We start from the raw sequence: 23,196 nt of genomic DNA, 5'->3' as shown, positions 1-23,196 counted from the left end.
GTCAGGCCGCGATAGGTGCCACCACCGCGCCGGTGAGCCGGATCAGGTCGCCCGGGGCCAGTTCCACTTCCAGCCCCCGCCGGCCGGCCGAACAGAACACCGTCTCGAACTTCTCCGCCGAGGCGTCGATCACCACCGGGATCCGGCTTCGGTGGCCCAACGGGGAGATGCCGCCCAGCACGTACCCCGTGGCTCGCTGGGCCGCCGCCGGGTCCGCCATCTTCGCCTTCTTGCCGCCCGCCGCGGCCGCGAGGCCCTTCAGGTCCAGCTGGCCGGTGACCGGGACCACGCCCACCGTCAACCGGCCGTCGACCTCCGCGACCAGGGTCTTGAACACCCGCGCGCGGTCCAGGCCCAGTGCCTCCACCGCCTCCAGGCCGTACGACTCCGCGCGCGGGTCGTGGTCGTACGCGTGCAGCGTGTGCGCCACCTTCTGCTTCGTCAGGAGCGCGGTCGCCGGGGTGCCCTTGCCAGCCATGGCACGGAAGTCTAGGGAATGCCCGCGTAGTCCGATCGGTTGTAACGGGCGTGACCACAACCCTCGCCACCACGCGCTCTCGCAGCAGCCGCCGCCCTGAGGCACCGGCGACCCGCGGCGTGCCCGGCCCCCGCGTAAACTCGACGTCGCCGTATGCGTACACGCGCATCGACGCCGAGCGGGAAGGGAACGGTTTGCCGAGCACGCAGAACTCAGCGCCGGAAGAAGCGACCGAGGCGGAGCGCGCCGAGCGCTTCGAACGGGACGCCATGCCCCTGCTCGACCAGCTGTACTCGGCCGCGATGCGGATGACCCGCAACCCCGCCGACGCCGAGGACCTGGTCCAGGAGACCTACCTGAAGGCGTACGCCGCCTTCGCGTCGTTCAAGGCCGGCACGAACCTCAAGGCCTGGATGTACCGCATCCTGACCAACACCTACATCAACGGCTACCGCAAGCGGCAGCGGCAGCCGGTCCAGCAGCCCACCGAGGAGATCACGGACTGGCAGATCGCCAAGGCCGAGGCCCACACCTCGAGTGGGCTGCGGTCGGCCGAGGTCGAGGCGATGGACAACCTGCCCGACACCGACGTCAAGGCCGCCCTGCAGAAGCTGCCCGAGGAGTTCCGGCTGGCCGTCTACCTGGCCGACGTCGAGGGCTTCGCCTACAAGGAGATCGCCGAGATCATGGACACCCCCATCGGCACCGTGATGTCCCGCCTGCACCGCGGGCGCGCCCAGCTGCGTGACCTGCTCGCCGACGTCGCTCGCGAGCGCGGGTTCATCCGGGGCGCCAAGGAAGAGGTGGCCGGGCGATGAACGACATGTGCGAAGGCGCGTCCGACAAGGTCCGCTGCGAAGAGGCGCTCGCCGACATCTACCTGCTCCTCGACCGCGAGTGCAGCCCGGAGCGGGACGCCGCGCTCCGCCAGCACATCGACGACTGCCCGCCGTGCCTCGAGGAGTACGGCATCGACGAGCACATCAAGCAGCTGCTGCACCGCAAGTGCGGGGGCGATCTGGCCCCGGACGAGCTGAAGACCCGGCTGCGCGCGTCGATCCGCCAGACCGTCGCGTCACGCGGCGGGGTGACGGTCGAGCGCACCGAGATCAGCATCGAGCAGCGCTCCGAATAGCGCCCGAGCACGACGAAGGCCCCCGCGCAGGAGTGCGGGGGCCTTTTGCGTGCCGACGCCGGGATTCAGGAGTTGGGCTTACCGCCGTGGTTCGCGCTGTTCTTCTTCCGGCTGCGACGCTTGCGGGCGCGCTTCGACATGATTACTCCTCGTCGTGAAAAGTGGCCACGGCCGCGGCGCTGGCGCCTGCCGGGCTGGGGTCAACCTCTCAAGTGTGTCATGGTGCGTGGTTCTGGTTGGATGGGGTGGTCCGGGCGGCGAGCGAGGAGGGGTGTCGATGGCCGAGATCAGGGCCGAAATGGTCGGCACCGTGCTCCAGGTCGTCGCGGAGCCGGGCGCCGCGCTGGCCGCCGGCGACACCGTGCTGATCCTGGAGTCGATGAAGATGGAGCTGCCCGCCGTGAGCGCGAAGGCGGGCACGCTGACCAGCCTCGCCGTGGCGAAGGGTGACCGCGTCCAGCAGGGCGACGTCCTCGGGACGGTCGAGTAACGGTGTCGACGCTCGCCGAACTGCTCGCCGACAACACCGGGCTGCCCGGGGAGGCGGCGGACCACCTCCAGACCGTCGTCGCCGAGTGGCAGCTGCTGGCCGACCTGTCCTTCGCGGACTTCCTGCTCTGGGTCCCGGTGACCGAGGAGCTGCAGCCCGACGGCGGTGACTTCGTCTGCGTCGCGCACGCGCGCCCGACGACGGCGCCGACCGCGCACCCCGAGGATGTCGTCGGCACGCGGTTCACCGTCCAGGAGCACCCGCAGCTGGCGAAGGCCATGCGCGAGGTGCGGATCTGCCGCGAAGAGGACCCGCACTGGTACCGCGACCTGCCGATGCGCCGCGAGGCGATCCCGGTGCGCTTCCACGACGACGTCGTCGCCGTGATGAGCCGCGAGACGAACCTGGCCGCGCCGCGGGTGCCGTCGCCGCTGGAGATCGCGTACCTGGGCAGCGCCGGCGACCTGTGCCAGATGATCGTCGACGGCACGTTCCCGCCGAGCGGCACCAACGCCACCGACACGCACACCTCGCCGCGGGTGGGTGACGGCCTGATCCGCCTCGACTCGAGCGGCACGGTCGTCTTCGCCAGCCCGAACGGCCTGTCCGCCTACCACCGGATGGGGCACGAGTCCGATCTGGTCGGCACGCGCCTGGCGCCGCTGACGCGGTCGCTGATCCGCGACCCGTTCGACGCGACCGAGGTGTCGCACCGCATCATCGAAGCCCTCGACGGGAAGCCGTCGAGCCGCACCGAAGCCGATTCACGTCGCGGCGCCGTGGTGCTGTTCCGCGCCCTGCCCCTGCGCCCGGCCGGGCAGGCGGCGGGTGCCCTGGTGCTCGTCCGCGACGTCACCGAGGTCAAACGGCGTGACCGCGCGCTGCTGTCGAAGGACGCGACGATCCGCGAGATCCACCACCGGGTGAAGAACAACCTGCAGACGGTGGCGGCGCTGCTGCGCCTGCAGTCCCGGCGGACGTCGTCGGAGGAGGCACGGCTCGCGCTCGCCGAGTCGGTGCGGCGCGTGACGTCGATCGCGCTGGTCCACGAGGCGCTGTCGATCTCGGTCGACGAGCGCGTCGACCTCGACAAGCTGCTGGACAACGTGCTGCCGATGGTCGGCGAGGTCGCGACGGCGGAGTCGCAGGTCGGGCTGTCGCGCAAGGGCTCGTTCGGGGTGGTGGTCGCGGAGATCGCGACGCCGCTGGTGATGGTGCTGGCCGAACTGGTGCAGAACGCGATCGAGCACGCCTTCCCGGCCGGCCGGTCGGGCAAGGTCGAGCTGATCGTCGAACGCTCGGCGCGCTGGCTGGACGTCGTCATCCGCGACAACGGCCGGGGCCTGCCGTCGGGGTTCTCGCTGGAGCGGTCCGACGGCCTGGGGCTGCAGATCGTCCGGACCCTCGTGGAGTCGGAGCTGCGCGGCTCGCTTTCCCTGCGGAAGGTGCGCGTGGAGGAGTCGTCGACCCGGGTGACCGGAACCGAAGCCGCGCTGCGGATCCCTCTTTCGAGGCGCTTGTAGACCGTCGCGTTTGGACTTGATCATCGCCGGGGTACTCCGGACACGATGAAGGCCCGGCACCTGGGTGCAGGTGCCGGGCCGTTCAGCGTCTCGCGGGAGGACTTGAAGTCCTGGTGAGGTTTCAGCACACCCGTCGCCAGGTGGTTTCGACTCACTTGTTAAGCTCGAACCGGGTAGGTATCACCCCAGAAGGCCTGGACACAACAGTTCCAGCCCGGGCGATTTCCCTTGGTGGCTCGGGTGTAGCTTGTGCGGTGTAGCTGGAAGAACGTCAGGCGTTGGTACGCGTGCCGATGTGCGTGCGGCGGCGCTTGACTGCGCGTCGCTCGTCCTCGCTCATGCCGCCCCACACGCCGGCGTCCTGGCCGCTGGCCAGAGCCCAGGCCAAGCAGTCGGAAGCGACGGTGCAGCGGTGGCACACGGCCTTCGCCTGAGCTACCTGCGACAGAGCAGGACCGCTGGTTCCCACCGGGAAGAACAGCTCGGGGTCCTCGTCTCGGCAGGCCGCGTCGTGGCGCCAGTCCATGTTCGTGAGCTCCTTCATATGGCGCGGGAGAGAGCCGCGCCACAGTCGTCATGGCGGTCGTGTTCTTGGGTGCTTGTGAATGCTTTCACGAAGCACTGCGTTCGACAAGTGTTTCTTGAAGATCGGTGAGTCAGCTCACCCGGCCGAGCGACACGTCTGACCTGCGGTTTCTCTCCGAAACAGCCGCCCGTAGGGAAGGCCGATGCGGTGAGTGGAGCTTCTGCGTCGACGAACGGCAGGTTGCACTTTGCCGCAGGCGATCAATGGTTCCGCCGTCACACGATTACTGTGAGTGCATCCGGGACGCTGAAGAACTCCACCCGGGTCCGCTGGCCGACGAGGTCGCCGTCCACCTGGAAGTTTACCGGTTCAGCTGCGTCGATGCGGATCATCGGCAGGTCGTCGTGACGCACGAGACGTTTGCCCTTTTGGTTGCTCTTCGTAGCCAAAGCACGGCGTACATGCTTGAACACCGTGGGCAACCCCAGACCGTTCAACGCGAACAGACCCAATCCCGTCTCGAACGAGCAACCCGGGTTGAGGTGGACCGGACGCTCGCCCAGGTAGCTCCACGGATCGGTGTTCGACACGAAAGCGGTCAGCGCTTCGGCGGGTTCCTCACCCGGGATGCGGATCGTGAGGGCCGGCCGGCCCAGCGGCGGCCGGAAGTAGGAGCGGACGGCGGCCCGCATGTAGAGGCCGGCGGTCGTCTGCTTGCCCCGGCGCTTGGCGACGCGGCCGACGACGTCGGCGTCCCAGCCGAGACCGGAGTTGAAGGTGAACCAGTGCCCGTCGGCCAGGCCGAGCCCGACGCGGCGGGAGCGGTCGTTCTCCAGCGCGTTGAGCAGCTGGTGGGTGGCCTCGACGGGATCGGCCGAGATACCGAGGGCGCGGGCGAACACGTTGGCCGAGCCGCCGGGCACGACGCCCAGGGCCGGAACGCGCCCGATCTGGGTGGGATCGCCGTCGGCGTCGGCCAAGAGGCCGTTGACGACCTCGTTGACCGTGCCGTCGCCGCCGTGGGCCACGACCAGGTCGATGCCGTCCCGCGCGGCCGAGCGCGCCACGGCCATCGCGTGGCCGCGGTAGTCCGTCTCGACCACGTCGAGCTTGACCTGGCTGGCGAGGGCGTGCGCCAGAACGTCCCGGCCACCGGCGGTGGTCGAGGTGGCCTGGGGGTTCACGACGAGGATTGCGCGCACTACCGCAGGGTAAGTGACGCCCACCGCCCCGAGAACCTCTCGACGGCCCAAGGTGACCGGAAGCACCGGTCGCGGCGACCCATTCGAACAGCACCGGTAACCCTGTGGCGGGCGGCCCTCCTTCACGTGGCGAGTGTCCGCTCGTCGTGACAAGTGCACCCGGGCCGACCGCCCGCTCATCGACGACACCTGAATTCTCAGCGCCCGGACGGTCCCGCGAAAACGGCCGACCGGGTGGCATACGATCGAATCAGCTCACGCACGGTGACTCGCCCTGGTGGAGTCCACTGTGCTCACGCAAAGCAGTTCGGAAGGCCTTCGCTGTGAAACTCTCGCCCGCACCCCGTGAGGTCCGGCTGGCCGGTGCGGTCATCGCGGTGCCGTCGCTGGCGCTGCTGGTGTTCGGGGTGATCGTGCTGGTCAACGGCCTGGGATCGCCGGCGCAGCCGGGCAACAACGTCTACGTCGAGTCCGGCACGTTCATCGTGGTGGCCCTGGCGTTCCTCGCCGCGTCGGCCGGGCTGGTCCTTGGCCAGACGTGGGCGCGCTCGCCGGGCGTGGTGATCGCGCTGATCGTGGTGGGCCTCGGCTGGTACCTGCTCGGCCCGTCCGGCGAGCCGGCGTGGGGGGTACCGATCGCGCTGTTCGGCATCGCGACGCTGGTGCTGCTGTTCCGCGCCCCGTCCCGCGCCTGGGCCCTGGGCCTGCGCGAGGGCGAGACGGAGACGGAGGCCGCCGAGCGCGGTGGGCTTGCGGGCCGGCGCGCGGAGCGCGAAGGCCAGGACGAGGACTGACCCTCGTGAGTGTTTAGGGCGGTTCTAACCGCCCTAAACACTCACGAGGGCCGCGGCAGACCAGCTCAGTCAGGCCTGGGCGGCGAGGGCGTGAAGAGGTGCGTCGGCCAGGCGGTTGACCGTCCACTCGTCCATCGGGATCGCGCCCAGGGCCTTGTAGAACTCCGTGGCCGGGTTCCAGTCCAGGACCGACCACTCGAGGCGTCCGTAGCCGTTCGTGACGCACTCTGCCGCGAGCGCCGCCAGCAGGGCCTTGCCCAGGCCCGAGCCGCGGTGGGACGGGAGGACGAACAGGTCCTCCAGGTAGATGCCGTGCACTCCGCGCCAGGTCGAGAAGTTCAGGAACCAGACCGTGAAGCCGACGACCTCGCCGTCCACTTTGGCCACGTGGCCGAACAGCTTGGGTGCCTCGCCGAACAGGGCCTCGTGCAGCTGGGACGCGGTCAGGTGGCAGTCGTCCGGCGCGCGCTCGTACTCCGCCAGGGCGTACGTCAGGGCGACGGCGGCCTCGACGTCCTCGGGCCGGATGCGGCGGATGCGGTCGTCGGGCACGTCAGTCCTCCAGTGAGGGCGGCAGGTTGAGGTGTTCGATCTGTGGTTCGCCGCGCTCGTCGCCGAGCACCGCGATGCCCGCCGCGTCCAGACCGAAGTGGACGCCGGACGTCGCGGGCAGGCCCAGCCAGCGGGCCACCATCACGCGGCTGAAGTGCCCGTGGCCGACCAGGATCACGTCGCCGAGTTCGGTGTCGCGGCGCGCTCGCGTGAGTACGCGGTCCGCGCGGTCGCTGACCTGTTCGGCGCTCTCACCACCGAGTACGGGGTGCGTCCAGACCGTCCAGCCCGGCACGGTCTCGCGGATCTGGGGCGTGGTGATGCCTTCGTAGTCGCCGTAGTCCCACTCGGCGAGGTCCTCGGTGACGTCGTCGACGCGCAGGCCGGCCAGCGCGGCCGTCCGCAGCGCGCGCTTGCGCGGGCTCGAGAGCACCAGCGACGGCCCGCCGAGCAGGCTCCGGAGCGTGCCGCCCGCCGCGAGGGCCTGGCCTTCACCCGCCGGGGTCAGCGGGATGTCCGTGCGCCCGGTGTGCCGCCCGTCGACCGACCATTCGGTCTGGCCGTGGCGGAGGAGGAACAGCCGATTTGCCACGCGCCGACTATATGCGGCGGTTTGCGTCCCGGCCGGGCGCCTGCTTGGCTACTGGTCAGTAGGCAAACCGAGGGAGACGCATGTCCGAGACGCCGACGTTCGCGATGTGGCAGAAGCTGGCCGCCAAGCCGGGCGGGAAACGGCTGTTCAGCGCCGCGATGTGCCTGCGCGTGCCCTACTTCGGCACGGTGCTGCCCACGGTGCGCGAACTGCGTCCCGGCCACTGCGAGGTGAGCGCCCCGAAGTGGTGGGGTGTGCACAACCACATCCGTACGTTCCACGCGATCGCGGCCTGCAACCTCGCCGAGATCGCGATGGGCATGCTCGCCGAGGCGACGGTCCCGCCGACGCACCGCTGGCTGCCGAAGGGCATGAACGTCGAGTACGTCGCGAAGGCCGAGACGGGCCTGCGCGCGGTGGCGTCGCTGCCCGAGCTGCCGGAGTTCGGCGACGAGGGGTTCGAGCTCCCGGTCCCGGTGACCATTTCCGACCGGCGAGGCAAGCCGGTGGTCACCGGGACGATCACCATCTGGGTGACCCCGAAGCGGCGTTAGAGCGGCTTGTACTGCACGTACGACGCCTGCTGGAACGCGTTCTCGCCGGACGGCGACGGCAGGCCCAGTCGCCGGTCGACGAGCCGGCCGAGCGGGCCGCAACCCTGCGTCGCCGGCAGCGCCAGGTCGGCGTCGATGACGCCGCGGTAGGCCGTCACCGGGTTCTGGGAAATCACCCTGGGCGGGACCGCCGGGTCGTCGTGGACGACCGTGTGCAACGGCTTCGCGGCCGTCCCGATGCTGCAGTCCTTGCCCAGCAACGGATGCCGGAGCACGGCGTAGACGTCCAGCTCACCGCGGCGCTCGTCGTTGCTCTGGAAGTCCGAGAAACCGCCGTAGCGCAGCTGGATCGTGGTGCCGGCCAGGCCGGGGACCCGCACCGGCGCGTGCCGCATCGCGCCGAACTCCTGGGCGTACTGGCCGTTCACCTGGCCTTCGCTGAAGGTCAGCCGCACTTCGCCGAGCGGGATCTCCTGGCCGTCGATGGTCAGTTTCCCTTGGGAGACAAAGGCTTCGCAGCGCCACGTGCCCGGGTCGGCGTTGGCGGGCGGTGCCGGGCAGTCGGTGAAGTCGAACGTCGGCAGCTCGTCGGCGTGCGCCGGCGAGGCAAACGCGAGGGTGGACCCCAGTGCGGCCGCGGCGACCCCGGCCGCGGTCCAAGCGAAAAGTTTCATGGCGTCAGCCTGGCGAGGACGCCGGATCGGGGCATCCGGGATCGCCCCCAGGGGAAGGCCCGAGATTTCGCTCGACCGGGTGAAACAGGGTCCATTTAGTTAACACTGTTCACTCAATCCGTCACGATCGTGATCATGTCCCCCTTCACCCGCCGCCGCTTTCTCGGCCTCTCCGCGCTCAGCTCCGCCGCCGCCCTCGGGCTGACCACCGTCTCGACGCGGTCCGCGAGCGCCGTGCCGCTGCCCGAGTACGTCCCGGCCGTGGTGATCGGCACCGGCTACGGCGCCGCCGTGACGGCGTTGCGGCTCGGCGAGGCCGGCGTGCCGACCCTGATGCTCGAGATGGGCAAGCTCTGGACCACGCCGGGCGCCGACGGCCGGGTCTTCTGCCCGATGCTCACCCCGGACGAACGGTCGATGTGGTTCAAGAACCGCACCGAAGCGCCGCTCGCGTCGTTCCTCTGGCTCGACCTCGCCAACCGCGACATCAAGCGGCACGCCGGGGTGCTCGACCGCGTGCACTTCGGCGACATGTCCGTTTACCTCGGCCGTGGTGTCGGCGGCGGTTCCCTGGTCAACGGCGCGATGGCCGTGACCCCGAAGCGGTCCTACTTCGAGGAGATCCTGCCGCGCGTCGACGCCGACGAGATGTACGGCAAGTACTTCCCGCGCGCTCGGGCCGGGCTCGGGGTCAACGTCGTGGACCCGCGGTGGTTTGAGACGTGCCGGTCCTACCAGTACGCCCGCGTCTCGCGGAAGGCCGCGCGCAAGGCCGGGTTCGACACGGTGTTCGTGCCCAGCGTCTACGACATGGACTACCTGCGCCGCGAAGAGGCGGGCACCGTGCCGCGCTCGGCCGACGCGTCCGAGGTCATCTACGGCAACAACCACGGCAAGCGCTCGCTCGACAAGACCTACCTCGCCGCCGCGCTCGGCACCGGCCACGTGACCATCCAGGCGCTGCACGAGGTCCGCGAGATCATCCACCAGCCCGACGGTGCGTACACCCTGGTCGTGCGCGAGATCGACGAGCACGGCACGGTCCTCGCCACCAAGCACGTCACCACGAAGCACCTGTTCCTCGGCGCGGGCAGCCTCGGCTCGACGGAGCTGCTGGTGCGCGCCCGCGACACCGGACGGCTCCCGGCGCTCGACGAGCGGGTCGGGCAGGGCTGGGGCACCAACGGCAACGTCATGCTCGGGCGCGCCAACCACCTCTGGGACACCACCGGCAGCCTGCAGGCCGGGATGCCCGCGCTGGGCATCGACAACTGGGCCGACCCGGTGCACCCGGCGTTCGCCGAGATCGCGCCGGTGCCGGCCGGCCTCGAGACCTGGGTGAGCCTCTACCTGGCCATCACCAAGAACCCCGAGCGCGGCCACTTCAGCTACGACGCCGCGAGCGACTCGGCGAAGCTGCACTGGACGGCGTCGCAGGGGCAGCCGTCGATCGACGCCGCGAAGTCGCTGTTCGACCAGATCAATCGGGCGAATCGGACGATCTACCGGTACGACCTGTTCGGCGACACCCGCCCGTTCGAGAACCGCTTCACCTACCACCCGCTCGGCGGGCTGGTGCTGGGTGAGGCGACCGACGACCACGGCCGGGTCCGGGGCTACCGGAACCTGTACGTCACCGACGGCTCGCTGATCCCGGGCAGCACCGGCGTCAACCCGTTCGTGACGATCACGGCGCTGGCCGAGCGCAACATCGAGCGCGTCCTGGCCGAGGACATCACGGGCTGAGCTTCGCCAGGGAGTCGGTGAACTCACTGCCGACGCCGTCGAAGAACGACGCGTCGGCGGCCTCGACGTCCTTCAGTGCCTTCGCGACCAGCTCCAGGCCCGGCGCGGTGATCTGGAGCCGCCTCGCGCGGGCGTCGGCCGGGTCGTCCGCACGCTCCAGCAGCCCCCGCTCGGCGAGCTTGCGGACGACCTGGCTGGTCATCATCGTGTCGGTGCCGGCCTGCTCGGCCAGCTGCCGCTGGGTCGGCGCCTCGCCGGAGCGGGTGAGCCACCACGTGGTGGTGAGCAGCACGAACTGGACGTGCGTGAGGTCGTGCGGGGCCAGCGCGGCCCGCATCGCCCGCTGCCAGGCCAGCGTCACGCGCCACAGCAGGAAGCCGGGGCTGCGGTCGGGGCCGGGCAGGCGGGACTCTGGAGCGGTCATACCCGCGATGCCGTGACATGCGGGGCTTCGCCCCGGCCGGGGGCTCCGCCACCCGGACCCCCGGAAGGAACTGCCTCAGCAAGCCGGGCCAGCGCGCGCATCGCGTCGGGAGTGTCTTCGGTGACCTGCGGTCCCAGCTCCTCCGGGCCGTCGACGGTGACGCGGTAGGTGATCTCCGTGCCGCCGTCGACCTCGGTGAGGACGTGCTCGAACCGCAGGAGCGCGTCCGGCAGGCGGGTCTCGTCGGTGAAGCTCCGGCCGCTCGTGACCTCGGTCAGGGTGAACGGGATGGGCGGCATGCCGTCCATGGTCATCGTGCCGCTGACGCCGACCTCGAACGGGCCGTCCAGGACGACCGAGCGGACGCCCGCGTCCCACTCCGGCCAGCGGGCGGTGTCCGCCCAGAGCGGCCAGATCGCGGCGGCGGGGGCGGTGGACGTCTCGGTGTGGGTGTACTCGTAAAGTGCCATGCGGGCAGACTATATGCGCGCATACTAACTTCGCAAGGCCTCCGCGCGAAGCGGAGTGAAGGCGGTCAGTGCGCGGAACGCAGCTTGTCGTAGTAGGCGACGCAGTCGTCGTACGCCGGGAGCAGTCCCTGTTCCTGCGCCTCGGCCAGCGTCGGGGCGTTGCGGTCCTTCTCGGACAGGACGTGCGCGATGTCCGACGGCCACGGCAGGTCCAGCGCCGGGTCGAGCGGGGTGATCCCGTGCTCGCCGCCCGGGTTGTAGGGCTCGGAGCAGAGGTAGGCCATCGCGGTGTCGTCCTCGAGCGCGATGAAGCCGTGCCCGAGGCCTTCGGCGAGGTACACGGCGTTGTACCGGCCGGCGTCGAGCGTCACGGCGTCCCACTGGCCGAACGTCGGCGAGCCCGCCCGCACGTCGACGATGACGTCGAGCAGCGAGCCGTTGGCGCAGTAGACGTACTTCGCCTGGCCGGGCGGGGTGTCGGCGAAGTGGATGCCGCGGATCGTGCCGCGGCGGGACACGCTGTGGTTGGACTGGCCGAGCCGGAGCGGGTGGCCGGCCGCCTCGCGGAAGGCGTCTTCCTGGAAGGGGGCGGTGAACAGGCCCCGGTCGTCGGGGAACGCCCGGGGCGTGAACTCGAAGGCGTCCGGGACGCGCAGCCGGCGGAATTGCATGGCTTCACCTTATCGGGCGCCAAGAAAACCGGACGGACGTCTTGGGAATTGGGGAAAACCGGGGAATGTGTGACGTCAACCGCACCGAGGGGTCACCGGTGGCAAGGCTCCTGTCACAATGGCGGGACCGCCGCGTCCGCGGCCATCGCCACACCCACGGCACCGATGGCCGACGAGACGCTTCGCCGACAGGCCGGCGCTACCGCGCTGGGCTGCCGTGCTGGAGGAGAACACCAGGTAGCCGGTGTGCCTTCGCCTGCTGCCCTGGTCCCCCCGCTCGCAGGCCCAGGAGAATTCCAGTGACCCACGTTCGAACCGCGAGTTCCGTCATTCCCACTGAGGGAATGACGGAAACGACGACAGGAAACCCCATGAACGACCCCTCCGGCACCGTTGCGCCGGTCACCGACGACGAGATCTTCACCGGGCACGAGGGCGGCAAGCTCTCGGTGGCGGCCACCCGCCCGATTTCCAGCCCGCGTGACCTTTCGATCGCCTACACCCCCGGTGTGGCGAAGGTGAGCCGCGCGATCGCCGAGGACGCGGCCAAGGCCAAGCGGTACACGTGGGCGGACCGGCTGGTCGTCGTGGTGAGCGACGGCACGGCGGTGCTCGGTCTCGGCGACATCGGCGCCAGCGCGTCGCTGCCCGTCATGGAAGGCAAGTCGGTCCTGTTCAAGACCTTCGGCGGGCTCGACTCGATCCCGCTGGTGCTGGACACCACCGACGTCGACGAAATCGTCGAAACCCTGGTGCGGCTCCGCCCGTCGTACGGCGCCGTCAACCTCGAGGACGTCTCCGCGCCGCGCTGCTTCGAGCTGGAGGACAAGCTCAAGGAGGCGCTCGACTGCCCGGTCATGCACGACGACCAGCACGGCACGGCGATCGTCACGCTGGCCGCGCTGCGCGGGGCGAACCTGGTGCTGGACCGGGCGATCGCCGACCAGCGCGTGGTCATCTCCGGCGCCGGCGCGGCGGGTGTGGCCTGCGCGCGGATCCTGCAGGAGGCCGGCATCGGCGACGTCACCGTGCTCGACTCGCGCGGTGTCATCCACACCGGCCGCGACGGCCTGAACCCGATCAAAGCGCACCTGGCCGAGACGACGAACAAGGCCGGGATCCAGGGCGGCCTGGCCGACGCGCTCGAAGGCGCGGACGTGTTCCTCGGCCTGTCCGGCGCGACGATCGACGAGACGCTGCTGGGCCGCATGGCGGGTGGCGGCATCGTGTTCGCACTGTCCAATCCGGACCCGGAGGTCCACCCGGACGTCGCGGCGCGCTACGCGTCGATCGTGGCGACGGGCCGCAGCGACTTCCCGAACCAGATCAACAACGTGCTGGCGTTCCCGGGCGTCTTCCGCGGCGCGCTGGACTCCGGCGCGCGGGCGATCACCGAGAACATGAAGCTGGCGGCCGCCGAAGCGATCGTCTCGGTCGCGATGGACGACCTGGGCCCGGACCGCATCGTCCCGAGCCCGCTCGACCCGCGCGTGGCCCCCGAGGTCGCGGCCGCGGTGGCGAAGGCCGCGGAAGCGGACGGCGTCACCGCCTGACGGCGCCTGTCAAAAGCGGCACTTTCACGTGAAAGTGCCGCTTTTGGCGCGTTCAGAGACCGAGCAGCGCGGCCAGGCGGTGCCGGGGGACGTCGACCAGGCGTAGGTCCTGCAGGTCTTCCGGGACGTCCAGGGAGACGTTCGCCAGGCGGGCGTGAGCGCGCGTCAGCACCTCGCTCTGGTGCTCCACCGCGTCCGCGACCACCACCGCGTGCCGGTTGTCCGGGGTGCTTCGCAGGTACCGCAGCGTGTACTTGCCCGTGACCAGCGCCGCAAGGGCCGTCTGGGACGCCTGGTCCGCCAGGTCCGGGTGCGCGTTCGGCAGCAGCATCGCCAGGCGCCGGGCGTTCGTGCCCAGCAGGGTGCGCAGCAGCCACGGGCCCGGGTCGGCCGAGAGGTCCATCGCGACCGCGTCACCCTCGGGGCCGGAGATCGACCAGTCCACCGGGCGTGACTCGAACGAGAGCCCGTCCGCGACGGCGATCTCCTTCAGCTTCTCCAGCAGCGCCGGTTTCGTCCCGGCCGCTTCGACCGATTGCGGCCCGTGCGTGTAGATCGCCTTGCCGCTGCGGACTTTCTTGGCCTTCGCCGTCGGCTGGCAGACGTACAGGTCGGCCGCGCTGCCGATCGCCTGCGCGCCGAAGTAGCTGTTGAAGCCGGGCAGGATCGCCTCGAACGTCAGCCCGAGCGTCGCCAGCGAACGCTGCACCTGCGCGCCCAGCGCCGGGTGCCGCGGGCTGTAGCCGTACGCGAACAGCAGCCGTCCCTCGCTCGGCTCCCGCAGCGCCTGCACCCCGCGCGCGGCGAACAGGCCCATGCCCTCCGGCGTGTACGGCGGGTCGCTGAACACCAGGTCGGCGCGGCCGGCCACGGCGGGCGGCAGGCCGACGCGCAGGTCCGCGTGCGCGGTCCGGATCTCCCCGGCGCCGCGGTCGTCCAGGTAGGCGAGCACGCGCTCGTCGAGGTCCACGACGGTCGGCGACGCCGACGGGCAGACCGCCCGCACGGCCAGCGACGTCAGGTCGTGGTCGCCGAGGAACAGCAGGTTCGCCGACGCCAGGTCGTAGCGCGCGTCGAGCCACAGCGCGCGGCGCAGCACCGTCTCCGGCGTGGCCTGCACGTGGTCGAGCGCGGCCAGCGGCGGCGGCACCTCGGCCACCCACTCGGCGACCTTCGGCAGCAACTCGTGCGTGGCCACGGCTTCGTCGAGCGGGTCGGCGTAGCGCGGGACGCTGTACTGCAGGTAGGACGCGGCGACGCCGGGGGACAGGCGCAGCCGGTCGCCGCTGCGGTCGAGGTCGTCACCCAGCGCCGCGAGGACGTCCTCCACGCTGCGCCGCGGCGCCGTGCTCAGCCGGACCAGCTCGCCGAGGTCGTGGTCGCCGGTGCGCAGCAGGTCGATGACGCGGTACAGCGGGCGGACGCCGACGCCGTGCGCGGCGAGGACGTCGTCGAGTGCCTTCACGGGCCACAACCCTAGTCACCACCTGCCGGAACAGCGTGCCAACCACCGCCGACTCGGCTACGGTCGATTGGACCTGACACGGGGAGTGGGCAAGTGACGATCGAATTCCGCGACGTGACCAAGCAGTATCCCGATGGGACGGTCGCCGTCGACAAGCTGAACCTGACGGTCGAGGACGGCACGATCACCGTGTTCGTCGGCCCGTCCGGCTGCGGCAAGACGACGTCGCTGCGGATGATCAACCGGATGATCGAGCCCACCGGCGGCCAGGTGCTGCTGGACGGCAAGGACGTCGCCGAGGGCGACCCGGCCCTGCTGCGCCGCGGCATCGGCTACGTCATCCAGCACGCCGGCCTCTTTCCACACAGGACGGTCCTGGACAACATCGCCACCGTGCCCCTGCTGTCCGGCTGGGACAAGGCGAAGGCGCGCAAGCGTGCGGCCGAGCTGCTCGAGACCATCGGCCTGCCGGTCGAGGTCGGCAAGCGGTACCCGGCGCAGCTCTCGGGCGGCCAGCAGCAGCGCGTCGGCGTCGCCCGCGCGCTCGCCGCGGACTCGCCGGTGCTGCTGATGGACGAGCCGTTCTCCGCGGTCGACCCGGTGGTGCGCGAAGGCCTGCAGGACGAGCTGCTGCGGCTGCAGTCGCAGCTGGGCAAGACGATCGTGTTCGTCACGCACGACATCGACGAGGCCGTCCGGCTCGGCGACAAGGTCGCGGTGCTGCGGGTCGGCGGTGTGCTCGCCCAGTACGGCACGCCCGCCGACGTCCTGCGCCACCCGGTGGACGACTTCGTCGCGTCGTTCGTCGGCCGCGACCGCGGCTACCGCGGGCTGTCGTTCCTCTCCGCCGACGGCGTCGAGATCAAGGACCTCGAGCTGGTCGAGATCGGCTCCACGGTGCCCGCGAGCGACGGCTGGCGCCTCGTCGTCAACACCGACAAGCAGCCGCGCGGCTGGCTGCCACCGAACTCCACAGTGGACGGCGCACTGTCCGAAGACGACCTCGTCGCCGGCGGTTCACTGTGGATCCGCGGCACCCCGATCCGCGGCGCGCTCGACGCCGCGCTCTCCTCGCCCGCCAGCCTCGGCGTGGTCGTCGACGACGACCACCGCGTGCTCGGCGGGGTGCTCGCTCGTCAAGTGCTCGACGTGATCGAGGCGACCCCGCAGGCGTCATGAACTTCTTCGACGAGCTCGGGAAGTACCTGGGCAGCGCGAACAACCGCGAGCAGATCCTCGGCGACCTCGGTGACCACGTCTACCTCGCGCTGCTCCCGCTGGTCATCGGCATCGTGCTGGCGATCGCGGCCGGCTGGCTCGGGCACCGCTGGGCGCCGGCGCGGTCGGTGCTCATGGTGCTGGCCAACCTGCTCTACACGATCCCGTCGCTCGCGCTGTTCGTCGTCATCCCCGGCCTGATCGGGTCGAAGATCCTCGACAGCGTCAACGTCGTCGTCGCACTGACGATCTACACCACCGCGCTGCTGGTGCGCCCCGTGCTCGACGCGCTGGACGCGGTGCCGCCGTCGGTGATCGCCGCGGCCACCGCCGTCGGCTACAAGCCGGTGCGCAAGTTCTTCGCCGTCGAGCTGCCGCTGTCGGTCCCGGTCCTCGCGGCCGGTGTGCGGGTGGCGTCGGTCAGCAACATCAGCCTGGTCAGCGTCGGCGCGCTGATCGGCACCGGCGGCCTCGGCGTGCTGTTCACTGACGGCTTCCAGCGTGAGTACTTCTCGCCGATCGTCGTCGGCATCGTGCTGACGCTGGTGCTGGCCCTGGTCGTCGACCTGATCCTGGTGGGGATCCGGAACCTGCTGACACCCTGGGAACGCGCCGGGAACACGGGGGTGGCCGTCGCATGATCACCGATCTCTTCCACTGGTTCGGCGACCCGGCGCACTGGTCCGGCCCGGACGGCATCCCGCAGCGGTTGCTGGAGCACCTCGGTTACACGGTGCTGGCGCTGGTGATCGCCTTGGTGATCGCCGTCCCGTTAGGACTGTTCGTCGGCCACACGGGACGCGGCGGCGTCGTCCTGGTGAGTGCCGGCAACGCGATCCGCGCGCTGCCGACGCTGGGTCTCGTCACGTTCCTGTTCCTGCTCTTCACCGAGAGCGTCACCGCGACGATCATCGGCCTGGTGGTGCTGGCCGTGCCGCCGATCCTGGCCGGCACGTACGCCGGGCTGCAGGCGACCGACCACGGTGTCGTCGACGCCGCCCAGGGCATCGGGATGACCGGCTGGCAGCGGCTGTGGAAGGTCGAGGTGCCGATCTCGCTGCCGCTGGTGCTGGGCGGCATCCGCAACGCCGTGCTGCAGCTCGTGGCGACCGCCGCGGTGGCCGCGTACGTCGGACTCGGTGGCCTGGGCCGGTTCCTGCTCGACGGACTGGCCATTTTGGACTATTCGGAGGTGATCGCCGGTGCGTTGCTGACCACGCTGCTGGCGATCGTGCTCGACGTCCTGTTCGCGCTGCTGAACCGCGCGCTGGTGCCCAAGGGCGTCCGGCTGGCGACGGCGGCGGCGACCGGCAAGAAGGTGGCGGCATGAAACGGCTGGCTGGTGTGCTCGCCGCCTTGGTGCTGGTGGCCGGCTGCGGCAACCCGCTGGCGGGCGGTGGTGAGGGCGGTTCGAACGGCGACATCATCATCGGCGCGTCCGACGTCGGGGAAAGCCTGCTGCTGGCCCAGATCTACGCCGGGGCGCTGAAGAACGCGGGTGCTGCGAACGTGACCGTGCGGCCGCCGGTGGGCAGCCGCGAGGTCGTCGTCAAGGCGCTGCAGGACAAGTCGCTGTCGGTCGTGCCCGACTACAGCGGGAACCTGTTGCGGTACTTCGACAAGGACACCCAGGCGACCACACCCCAGGACGTCTACACGCAGCTGAAGCAGAAGGTCCCGGCCGGGTTCGAGGTGCTGGACCAGGCACCCGCCGAAGACAAGGACCTGCTGGTCGTCGGGCCGCAGCTGGCGGCTTCCGGCGTCAAGACGTTCTCCGACCTGGGAAAGCGCTGCCAGGACCTGGTGTTCGGCGGGCCGGGCCAGTGGAGCAGCCGCTGGAAGGACAAGATCAAGACGCTCTACGGCTGCGAGTTCAAGGAGATCCGGACCACCGACACCGGCGGCCCGGTGACGGTGGCGGCGCTCAAGTCCGGTGACGTCCAGGTGGCTGACCTGTTCAGCACGTCGTCCACCATCAAGGCGAACGGCTTCGTCCCGCTCACCGACGACAAGAACATGTTCCCGGCGCAGAACATCGTGCCGCTCGTCGCGAAGGGAACGCTGTCCCCGGCGGAGGCGGCCGCGCTCAACCGCGTCTCGGCGGCGCTGACCACCGACCAGCTCACCCAGCTGAACGTCGAGTTCACCGAGGAGAAGCGCAACCCCCTCGACATCGCCGAGGACTTCCTGGCCCGCAACAACCTCAAGGCCTAGCCAGCGCCGCTTCGTGCACGCTGTGGAGGTGGATGAGCAGGTCGTAGGACCGCGCGAGCGCGATGTCCGCCGGGTCGACGGGGAACCCCGTCCCGATGTCGTACGTCGGGCGGGCGACGTCCAGCCACGCGCGCGCCGCGGCCGGGGCGGTCCGCATGTCGAGGTAGTAGTCCTGGTGGCGGACCTGGTCGAGGGTGTCCTCGTTCGAGCCGGGGCCGGCGGCGCCGACGGTGAACTTCCGCCAGGTCCCGGATTCGTCCTGGGACAGGAACGAACCGCGGTCGAAGGTGAAGCCGGTGGCGACGTAGTCCGCGCCGAGCGTGTCGCGCAGGAACGAGCCCTGCGTCTTGGGGTACCGCGCGGGATCGCCGGAAACGTAGCCGACGTGGCCGTTGTGGGCCGACAGCAGGATCTTGGCGCCGGTGTGCCGTTGCCACCACACGACGTTCTGCGCCATCACCTCGTCGCGGAAGCGCTGGGACGTCGCCACCGACGCCGGGTCGGCGAGGTCGATCGTGAGGAACTTCGCGGTCTGGGCGATGGACCGGGCGTCCTGCGCCACCCAGTCGTCGCCGAGGCCCTGCACCAGGTCGAGGGCCTCCTGGGCCTGGGCCGCGAGCCGTTGCCGCTCCGCGAGCGGCTTGGCGAGGTAGGCGTAGACGTCGTCGATCGGGCGCAGGCCGGTGTAGAGCTCGTTCAGCCGGGCCAGTGATTCGGGATGGGTGCGCTGGACGTAGCCGGTCACCCGGCCGAAGAACTCGTCGGCCACGGTCGGGGCACTGAGGTCGTCGCCGAGGAAGTGGACGGGCCGGGCGGGGTGGTGGCGGTTGTAGTCGCGCATCCACTCGATGAGGTGGACGAACTCCTCGCGGTCCCACGGCGAGCCGGCGAGCGCGGCCTTGGCGACCGTGCGCGCGTCACCGGTGCCGGTCTGGAGGAACTCGTCGATCCGGAGGCCCGCGGACCAGCTCATTTCGAGCGCGAAGGTGGTGAAGCCCTTCTGCTCGACGAGGTAGCGGAAGAGCCGCTCCTTCATCGCGAAGAACTCGTGGGAGCCATGGGTCGCTTCGCCGAGGCCGGTCACCTGGGCGTCGCCGATCATCGCGCCGAGGGCACGCAGGTCGGCGGTGTCCCGGCCGGGTTCGGTGGTGCGCAGCGGATGCGCCGCCTGCGTCAGCGCGCGGACGGGGCCCGGCTGGGCCGCTTCGGCGGTCGCTGGGGCGAGGAGCGTGACGATGGCCGCGACGACGGCCGTGGTTTTCCTGGTCATGGCAAGGATCCTGGCCTGGGTGCGGGTGCCCCGCCCTGGGGCCGGCCGCCGACTTCGGGGTAGCGCAGGCACTACCCCGCGGTCAGTGGTCGAGGGCCAGCCGGACGCCGAGGCCGATGAAGATGCCGCCGGTGGTGACCTCGAGGCGCCGGCGGGCCTTGCGCTTGCGGCGCAGCCAGCCGCCGATGCGGCCGGCCAGCACGCCGACGGCGCCGTCGACGAGGAACTCGAACACGATCATGATCGCGCCGAGGATCGCGAACTGCAGCCAGACGCGCCCGAGCGCCGGGTCGACGAACTGCGGGAGGAAGGCGATGGTGAAGGTGACCATCTTCGGGTTGAGCAGGTTGGTGAGCAGCCCAGACAGGTAGGCGCGCCGGGCGCCGGGGGCGGTCTCGTCGGGGATGGCGTTGCGCTTCCGGATGGTCTGGACGCCGAGGTAGACGAGGTAGGCCGCCCCGACGACCCGCACGACGGTGAAGGCAACGGGCACGGCGGCGAACAGCGCAGCGAGCCCGGCCGCGGCGACCGCGACGTGGATCGCCTCGCTGGTGGCAACCCCCGCGGTGGCGAGCAACCCGGCGCGCGGACCGCCACGCATGCCACAGCCGAGGACGAACAACATGTCCGGCCCCGGCACAACCATCGCGACGACGGTCGTGACGACGAAGGCCAGCAAGAGGTGCGGATCAACGGGCATGAGCCGATCCTGACACGCTGCTTATGTCCGGCGAACTTCTTTTCAGCCGGCACGTGCCGGCCGGCCTGCAGTTCGGCGGCGTTGCGGATCTGCCGGATCGGGAAGCTCGCCGCGATGGGCACCCGGAGTCGGCCTGCCGCGATCAGGCGGGCGAGTACTTCCAGGCGAGGAAGCGGTTCGCGCGGTCGCCGCCTACAGGTGGATGACGACCTTGCCTTTCACGTGCCGTCTGGCCTGCAGTTCGGCCGCGTCGCGGATCTGCTCGATCGGGAAGCTCGCCGCGATCGGCACCTGGAGCTGGCCCGCCGCGACTAGGCACGCGAGTTCTTCCATGCGCTGGAAAGCGGCGTTCGCGCCGTTTGCCGCCTACAGGTCGATGACGACCTTGCCCTTCACGTGCCGGCCGGCCTGCAGCTTCGCCGCCTCGCGGATCTGCTCGATCGGGAAGCTCGCCGCGATCGGCACCCGGAGCCGACCGGCAGCGACCAGGCGGGCCAGCTCTTCCAGGGCGCCGGGAGCGGCGTTCGCGCCGTTGGCTGCCGATACTCCGTCGAGTTGGGTGGCGATGGTGCAGATGCGGCCGTCCGGGACGCCGAGTTCCCTCGCGGTGTGCACCGTCTCCGTTCCGTGCAGGTCGATGGCGGCGGTGACCCCGCCGGGTGCGAGGGCGCGGACGCGGTCGGCCAGACCGTCGCCGTAGGCCACCGGCTCGGCTCCGAGTTCGCGCAGGAAATCGGCCGAGGACGCCGATCCCGTGCCGATCACGCGCGCTCCCGCGATCCGGGCCAGCTGGACGGCGAACACGCCGACGCCGCCCGCCGCGCCGCCGATCAGCACCGTGTCGTCCGGGCCCGGGGCGATCACGGCGAGGGCGGCGGACGCCGTGCGGCCGGCGATCGCGAGGGTGGCGGCGGTGCGGTCGTCGACGCCGTCGGGGGTGTGGTGGGCCTCGTTGGCCGCGACCGCCCCGGCCAGGTCGACCACCACGAAGCCGGCGACCGCGCGGGACAGCGCGCCCCCGAACACCCGGTCACCCGGGGCGAAGCCGGTCACCCCGTCGCCGACCTGGTCGACCACGCCCGCGTAGTCGGTCCCGAACCCGGCCGGGAGGCTCAGGCCGAACCGGGCGGCCGTGTCCGCGTCGGCGGTCATGATCCAGTCCATCGGGTTCAGCCCGGCCGCGGTGACCCGCACGCGGACCTGTCCCGGGCCGGCCTGCGGCGCGGGAACCTCACGAACGTCCAGGACCTCGGGGCCGCCGAACGCGTCGAGCCGGACCGCCGTGCTCTGTTCCTGCATGTGGACCTGTCTCCTTGGTACCGAGGGAACGTGAAACGGACTATGCTCCGTTTACTTGGACGAGCCTAGCACAACCGGAGCGTGTTCCGTTTTGACTGAGGCAGAGACGCGCGCGCCGCGGGCGGACGCGGCCCGCAACCGCGACCAGCTGCTCGCGGTGGCGACCCGCATGTTCGCGGCGGCCGACGCCGAGCCGTCGATGCGGGCGATCGCCCGCGAGGCCGGGGTCGGCGTCGCCACGCTGTACCGGCACTTCCCGACCCGCGAGTCGCTGGTCGACGCGGTCTACCGCGACCAGGTCGTGCGGCTGACGACCGGCGCTCGCGACCTGCTCGGCCAGGTGACCCCGGCCGCGGCGATGCGGCGCTGGATGGACCTGTTCGGGGACTGGATCGCGACCAAGAACGGCATGCTCGACACGCTGCTCGCGATGATCGAGTCGGGCGAGATCGCCCACGCGCAGACCCGGACCGAGCTGCTGACGGCCATCACCACGATCCTCGACGCCGGCGGCGCGGCGGGCGACCTCCGCGCCGACGTCACCGCCGACGACATCGCCGCGTCGCTCGTCGGCATCTTCACCGTGGCGCCCCGGCCCGAGCGGGAAGCCAAGGCCGGGCGCCTGCTGGACCTCCTGATGGACGGACTCCGGCCGCCCGGGCGCTAGCGCAGGGCGGCCGCCACCCGGCCCGCGTCCTCGATGCCCCGCTCCGGCGGCTCCTCCGGCAGCGGCAGCAGGACCACCGACCCGCTGCCGGCTTCGTGCAGCGCCCGGACCCCGGCCACGCACGACGCCAGGTCGCCGCAGACGGCCAGCTGCTCGATCCACTCCGGACGCAGGCCCGCCGCCAGTTCGTCCACTGTGGACGCCGAGTCCACCAGCCCGAGCAGCTCCGAAGCGAACGGCAAGCCCTCGACCTGGACCCGCGCGCCCGGCGTCAGCGACTCCGCCACCGTGCGGCGCGCCCGCTCGGGGTCGCCCAGCGCGAGCCAGTTGTACGTCACCACCGTGTGGGCCGCCGGGGCGCCTGCTACCGAACGCCCGGGTTCGATGGCCGCCCGGGCCGAGCGGACGTACTCCGGCGGGGACGGCTCGGCGAGGATCGTGCCGTCCGCCGTCGCGCCCGCGATCGCCAGGGACTTCGGGCGCCGGACGCCCGCCACCAGCGGCGGCGCCTCGGACGGCGGGAACACGAGCTCCACCTCGTCGAACGAGACGTGCCGGCCGGACACCGAAACGCGGTCGCCCGCCAGCAGGCGCCGGACCGCGACGAGCGTCTCCTCCAGCGCGGCCAGCGGGGACGCCGGGTACGCGCCGATCTGCTTCATCCACGACGCGACGCCGTGGCCGAACCCGGCGATCAGCCGTCCCGGGTGCAGCTCCGCCAGCGCCGCGAGCTCCATGGCCGCGATCGCCGGGTTGCGCGCCACCACCGGCAGCACCCCGATGCCGACCTTGATCGTCGACGTCGTCTCCAAGGCGGTGGCGACCGTCGCGATCCCCGCCGCCCAGAAGCAGTCCTCGACCAGCCACAGCTCGTCGAGCCCGGCCGCCTCGGCCTGGCGCGCCAGCTCACGCAGCCGCGACGGCGGCTGCTCGCGGTTGATCCGGACACCGACCGACGAGCGGGGTGCGTACATGCGCG

Annotated in this window: 29 protein-coding genes; 13 read left to right on the top strand and 16 right to left on the bottom strand. The window is 71.0% G+C overall.

The features are described 5' to 3' along the window. Window position 1 precedes the first annotated feature (1 nt). Window positions 2-478, bottom strand: coding sequence for a Cys-tRNA(Pro) deacylase (gene ybaK / locus VA596_RS02695; protein WP_323323225.1), 477 nt, complete (start codon window positions 476-478; stop codon window positions 2-4). Window positions 479-672: 194 nt separating this feature from the next. Here ybaK and VA596_RS02690 point away from each other — a divergent pair, with 194 nt between their 5' ends. Together VA596_RS02690 and rsrA are read left to right on the top strand one after the other, a co-directional pair. After that, window positions 673-1,296, top strand: a complete 624-nt coding sequence (locus VA596_RS02690; protein ID WP_323325613.1) for a sigma-70 family RNA polymerase sigma factor — start codon at window positions 673-675, stop codon at window positions 1,294-1,296. Then, window positions 1,293-1,613: a mycothiol system anti-sigma-R factor gene (rsrA, locus tag VA596_RS02685; RefSeq protein ID WP_323323223.1), complete on the top strand. Its 321-nt coding sequence runs from the start codon at window positions 1,293-1,295 to the stop codon at window positions 1,611-1,613. The genes VA596_RS02690 and rsrA overlap by 4 nt, the downstream gene beginning before the upstream one ends. Before the next feature lie 65 nt (window positions 1,614-1,678). On the opposite strand, the gene VA596_RS50595 is transcribed toward rsrA, so the two are convergent. After that, complete coding sequence (locus tag VA596_RS50595) at window positions 1,679-1,753, bottom strand: 50S ribosomal protein bL37 (RefSeq protein WP_371827656.1); 75 nt, start codon at window positions 1,751-1,753, stop codon at window positions 1,679-1,681. 137 nt (window positions 1,754-1,890) lie between these two features. Here VA596_RS50595 and VA596_RS02680 point away from each other — a divergent pair, with 137 nt between their 5' ends. Further along, window positions 1,891-2,103 carry a biotin/lipoyl-binding carrier protein gene (locus VA596_RS02680; RefSeq protein ID WP_323323221.1) on the top strand — a complete coding sequence of 71 codons (213 nt, stop codon included), beginning with the start codon at window positions 1,891-1,893 and terminating at the stop codon, window positions 2,101-2,103. Window positions 2,104-2,105: 2 nt separating this feature from the next. After that, entirely contained in the window at window positions 2,106-3,626 is a 1,521-nt protein-coding gene (locus VA596_RS02675; protein WP_323323219.1) for a sensor histidine kinase, read from the top strand. 271 nt (window positions 3,627-3,897) lie between these two features. On the opposite strand, the gene VA596_RS02670 is transcribed toward VA596_RS02675, so the two are convergent. Next, window positions 3,898-4,152: a WhiB family transcriptional regulator gene (locus VA596_RS02670; RefSeq protein WP_284744379.1), complete on the bottom strand. Its 255-nt coding sequence runs from the start codon at window positions 4,150-4,152 to the stop codon at window positions 3,898-3,900. A 275-nt stretch (window positions 4,153-4,427) separates the two neighbouring features. Next, a complete protein-coding gene (locus VA596_RS02665) occupies window positions 4,428-5,354 on the bottom strand; it encodes a diacylglycerol/lipid kinase family protein (RefSeq protein ID WP_323323217.1) in 927 nt (308 codons plus the stop codon). A gap of 323 nt (window positions 5,355-5,677) precedes the next feature. Here VA596_RS02665 and VA596_RS02660 point away from each other — a divergent pair, with 323 nt between their 5' ends. Then, the gene (locus tag VA596_RS02660) at window positions 5,678-6,148 is read left to right on the top strand and encodes a hypothetical protein (RefSeq protein ID WP_323323215.1); all 471 of its coding nucleotides are present in this window, start codon (window positions 5,678-5,680) and stop codon (window positions 6,146-6,148) included. Between the two features lie 69 nt (window positions 6,149-6,217). Here VA596_RS02660 and VA596_RS02655 read toward each other — a convergent pair whose 3' ends face one another. Both VA596_RS02655 and VA596_RS02650 read right to left on the bottom strand, forming a co-directional pair. Continuing rightward, entirely contained in the window at window positions 6,218-6,700 is a 483-nt protein-coding gene (locus VA596_RS02655) for a GNAT family N-acetyltransferase (protein ID WP_323323213.1), read from the bottom strand. Between the two features lies 1 nt (window position 6,701). Continuing rightward, entirely contained in the window at window positions 6,702-7,292 is a 591-nt protein-coding gene (locus tag VA596_RS02650; protein WP_323323211.1) for an acid phosphatase, read from the bottom strand. 80 nt (window positions 7,293-7,372) lie between these two features. On the opposite strand from VA596_RS02650, the gene VA596_RS02645 reads away from it, so the two are divergent. Then, on the top strand, window positions 7,373-7,846 hold the full coding sequence (locus tag VA596_RS02645; RefSeq protein WP_323323209.1) for a hotdog fold domain-containing protein: 474 nt from the start codon (window positions 7,373-7,375) through the stop codon (window positions 7,844-7,846). Here VA596_RS02645 and VA596_RS02640 read toward each other — a convergent pair. Then, the gene (locus VA596_RS02640) at window positions 7,843-8,520 is read right to left on the bottom strand and encodes a hypothetical protein (RefSeq protein ID WP_323323207.1); all 678 of its coding nucleotides are present in this window, start codon (window positions 8,518-8,520) and stop codon (window positions 7,843-7,845) included. The two genes, VA596_RS02645 and VA596_RS02640, sit on opposite strands and share 4 nt — an antisense overlap. Window positions 8,521-8,655: 135 nt before the next feature. Between VA596_RS02640 and VA596_RS02635 the strand changes: the two genes are divergently transcribed. After that, on the top strand, window positions 8,656-10,266 hold the full coding sequence (locus VA596_RS02635) for a GMC oxidoreductase (RefSeq protein ID WP_323323205.1): 1,611 nt from the start codon (window positions 8,656-8,658) through the stop codon (window positions 10,264-10,266). On the opposite strand, the gene VA596_RS02630 is transcribed toward VA596_RS02635, so the two are convergent. From VA596_RS02630 to VA596_RS02620, 3 genes are all read right to left on the bottom strand, one after another. Then, window positions 10,256-10,690 carry a MarR family winged helix-turn-helix transcriptional regulator gene (locus VA596_RS02630; RefSeq protein WP_323323203.1) on the bottom strand — a complete coding sequence of 145 codons (435 nt, stop codon included), beginning with the start codon at window positions 10,688-10,690 and terminating at the stop codon, window positions 10,256-10,258. The genes VA596_RS02635 and VA596_RS02630 overlap by 11 nt on opposite strands. Next, window positions 10,687-11,160, bottom strand: a complete 474-nt coding sequence (locus VA596_RS02625; protein WP_323323201.1) for an SRPBCC family protein — start codon at window positions 11,158-11,160, stop codon at window positions 10,687-10,689. The genes VA596_RS02630 and VA596_RS02625 overlap by 4 nt, the downstream gene beginning before the upstream one ends. A 65-nt stretch (window positions 11,161-11,225) precedes the next feature. Next, a complete protein-coding gene (locus VA596_RS02620) occupies window positions 11,226-11,831 on the bottom strand; it encodes a dTDP-4-dehydrorhamnose 3,5-epimerase family protein (protein ID WP_323323199.1) in 606 nt (201 codons plus the stop codon). Window positions 11,832-12,202: 371 nt separating this feature from the next. Here VA596_RS02620 and VA596_RS02615 point away from each other — a divergent pair, with 371 nt between their 5' ends. After that, the gene (locus VA596_RS02615; protein WP_323323197.1) at window positions 12,203-13,384 is read left to right on the top strand and encodes an NAD(P)-dependent malic enzyme; all 1,182 of its coding nucleotides are present in this window, start codon (window positions 12,203-12,205) and stop codon (window positions 13,382-13,384) included. A 52-nt stretch (window positions 13,385-13,436) separates the two neighbouring features. Here the strand turns inward: VA596_RS02615 and VA596_RS02610 are convergent, their stop codons facing one another. Further along, window positions 13,437-14,849, bottom strand: a complete 1,413-nt coding sequence (locus VA596_RS02610) for a bis-aminopropyl spermidine synthase family protein (protein WP_323323195.1) — start codon at window positions 14,847-14,849, stop codon at window positions 13,437-13,439. Between the two features lie 93 nt (window positions 14,850-14,942). Here VA596_RS02610 and VA596_RS02605 point away from each other — a divergent pair, with 93 nt between their 5' ends. Genes VA596_RS02605 through VA596_RS02590 form a run of 4 tightly spaced genes read left to right on the top strand, consistent with a single transcriptional unit; the run spans window position 14,943 to window position 18,281 of the window. Continuing rightward, a complete protein-coding gene (locus VA596_RS02605) occupies window positions 14,943-16,028 on the top strand; it encodes an ABC transporter ATP-binding protein (protein WP_323323194.1) in 1,086 nt (361 codons plus the stop codon). Next, a complete protein-coding gene (locus tag VA596_RS02600) occupies window positions 16,025-16,708 on the top strand; it encodes an ABC transporter permease (RefSeq protein WP_323323192.1) in 684 nt (227 codons plus the stop codon). The genes VA596_RS02605 and VA596_RS02600 overlap by 4 nt, the downstream gene beginning before the upstream one ends. After that, the gene (locus VA596_RS02595; RefSeq protein WP_323323190.1) at window positions 16,705-17,397 is read left to right on the top strand and encodes an ABC transporter permease; all 693 of its coding nucleotides are present in this window, start codon (window positions 16,705-16,707) and stop codon (window positions 17,395-17,397) included. The genes VA596_RS02600 and VA596_RS02595 overlap by 4 nt, the downstream gene beginning before the upstream one ends. Next, window positions 17,394-18,281 carry an ABC transporter substrate-binding protein gene (locus VA596_RS02590; protein ID WP_323323188.1) on the top strand — a complete coding sequence of 296 codons (888 nt, stop codon included), beginning with the start codon at window positions 17,394-17,396 and terminating at the stop codon, window positions 18,279-18,281. Before VA596_RS02595 ends, VA596_RS02590 begins: the two co-directional genes overlap by 4 nt. On the opposite strand, the gene VA596_RS02585 is transcribed toward VA596_RS02590, so the two are convergent. From VA596_RS02585 to VA596_RS02565, 4 genes are all read right to left on the bottom strand, one after another. Further along, window positions 18,271-19,551, bottom strand: a complete 1,281-nt coding sequence (locus VA596_RS02585) for an erythromycin esterase family protein (protein WP_323323186.1) — start codon at window positions 19,549-19,551, stop codon at window positions 18,271-18,273. The two genes, VA596_RS02590 and VA596_RS02585, sit on opposite strands and share 11 nt — an antisense overlap. Window positions 19,552-19,633: 82 nt before the next feature. Continuing rightward, window positions 19,634-20,251, bottom strand: coding sequence for a LysE family translocator (locus VA596_RS02580; protein WP_323323184.1), 618 nt, complete (start codon window positions 20,249-20,251; stop codon window positions 19,634-19,636). 192 nt (window positions 20,252-20,443) lie between these two features. Beyond that, window positions 20,444-20,584: a zinc-binding dehydrogenase gene (locus VA596_RS02570; protein WP_323323182.1), complete on the bottom strand. Its 141-nt coding sequence runs from the start codon at window positions 20,582-20,584 to the stop codon at window positions 20,444-20,446. Window positions 20,585-20,617: 33 nt separating this feature from the next. Further along, complete coding sequence (locus tag VA596_RS02565) at window positions 20,618-21,550, bottom strand: NADP-dependent oxidoreductase (protein WP_323323180.1); 933 nt, start codon at window positions 21,548-21,550, stop codon at window positions 20,618-20,620. A 91-nt stretch (window positions 21,551-21,641) separates the two neighbouring features. Between VA596_RS02565 and VA596_RS02560 the strand changes: the two genes are divergently transcribed. After that, window positions 21,642-22,217 carry a TetR/AcrR family transcriptional regulator gene (locus VA596_RS02560; RefSeq protein WP_323323178.1) on the top strand — a complete coding sequence of 192 codons (576 nt, stop codon included), beginning with the start codon at window positions 21,642-21,644 and terminating at the stop codon, window positions 22,215-22,217. Here the strand turns inward: VA596_RS02560 and VA596_RS02555 are convergent. Further along, window positions 22,214-23,191: an LLM class flavin-dependent oxidoreductase gene (locus VA596_RS02555; RefSeq protein WP_323323176.1), complete on the bottom strand. Its 978-nt coding sequence runs from the start codon at window positions 23,189-23,191 to the stop codon at window positions 22,214-22,216. The genes VA596_RS02560 and VA596_RS02555 overlap by 4 nt on opposite strands. Window positions 23,192-23,196: the final 5 nt, after the last annotated feature.

The organism is Amycolatopsis heterodermiae, assembly GCF_034929455.1.
GTDB lineage: Bacteria > Actinomycetota > Actinomycetes > Mycobacteriales > Pseudonocardiaceae > Amycolatopsis > Amycolatopsis heterodermiae.
This window is presented reverse-complemented; position numbering and strand designations above follow the sequence as displayed.

Coding starts and splice junctions, on each gene's coding strand:
- VA596_RS02620 (WP_323323199.1), bottom strand. CDS start 11,831: ATGCAATTCCGCCGGCTGCGCGTCCCGGACGCCTTCGAGTTCACGCCC.
- VA596_RS02630 (WP_323323203.1), bottom strand. CDS start 10,690: ATGACCGCTCCAGAGTCCCGCCTGCCCGGCCCCGACCGCAGCCCCGGC.
- VA596_RS02595 (WP_323323190.1), top strand. CDS start 16,705: ATGATCACCGATCTCTTCCACTGGTTCGGCGACCCGGCGCACTGGTCC.
- VA596_RS02585 (WP_323323186.1), bottom strand. CDS start 19,551: ATGACCAGGAAAACCACGGCCGTCGTCGCGGCCATCGTCACGCTCCTC.
- VA596_RS02670 (WP_284744379.1), bottom strand. CDS start 4,152: ATGGACTGGCGCCACGACGCGGCCTGCCGAGACGAGGACCCCGAGCTG.
- VA596_RS02645 (WP_323323209.1), top strand. CDS start 7,373: ATGTCCGAGACGCCGACGTTCGCGATGTGGCAGAAGCTGGCCGCCAAG.
- VA596_RS02590 (WP_323323188.1), top strand. CDS start 17,394: ATGAAACGGCTGGCTGGTGTGCTCGCCGCCTTGGTGCTGGTGGCCGGC.
- rsrA (WP_323323223.1), top strand. CDS start 1,293: ATGAACGACATGTGCGAAGGCGCGTCCGACAAGGTCCGCTGCGAAGAG.
- VA596_RS02635 (WP_323323205.1), top strand. CDS start 8,656: ATGTCCCCCTTCACCCGCCGCCGCTTTCTCGGCCTCTCCGCGCTCAGC.
- VA596_RS02565 (WP_323323180.1), bottom strand. CDS start 21,550: ATGCAGGAACAGAGCACGGCGGTCCGGCTCGACGCGTTCGGCGGCCCC.
- ybaK (WP_323323225.1), bottom strand. CDS start 478: ATGGCTGGCAAGGGCACCCCGGCGACCGCGCTCCTGACGAAGCAGAAG.
- VA596_RS02555 (WP_323323176.1), bottom strand. CDS start 23,191: ATGTACGCACCCCGCTCGTCGGTCGGTGTCCGGATCAACCGCGAGCAG.
- VA596_RS02640 (WP_323323207.1), bottom strand. CDS start 8,520: ATGAAACTTTTCGCTTGGACCGCGGCCGGGGTCGCCGCGGCCGCACTG.
- VA596_RS02580 (WP_323323184.1), bottom strand. CDS start 20,251: ATGCCCGTTGATCCGCACCTCTTGCTGGCCTTCGTCGTCACGACCGTC.
- VA596_RS02600 (WP_323323192.1), top strand. CDS start 16,025: ATGAACTTCTTCGACGAGCTCGGGAAGTACCTGGGCAGCGCGAACAAC.
- VA596_RS02680 (WP_323323221.1), top strand. CDS start 1,891: ATGGCCGAGATCAGGGCCGAAATGGTCGGCACCGTGCTCCAGGTCGTC.
- VA596_RS02570 (WP_323323182.1), bottom strand. CDS start 20,584: ATGGAAGAACTCGCGTGCCTAGTCGCGGCGGGCCAGCTCCAGGTGCCG.
- VA596_RS02615 (WP_323323197.1), top strand. CDS start 12,203: ATGAACGACCCCTCCGGCACCGTTGCGCCGGTCACCGACGACGAGATC.
- VA596_RS02625 (WP_323323201.1), bottom strand. CDS start 11,160: ATGGCACTTTACGAGTACACCCACACCGAGACGTCCACCGCCCCCGCC.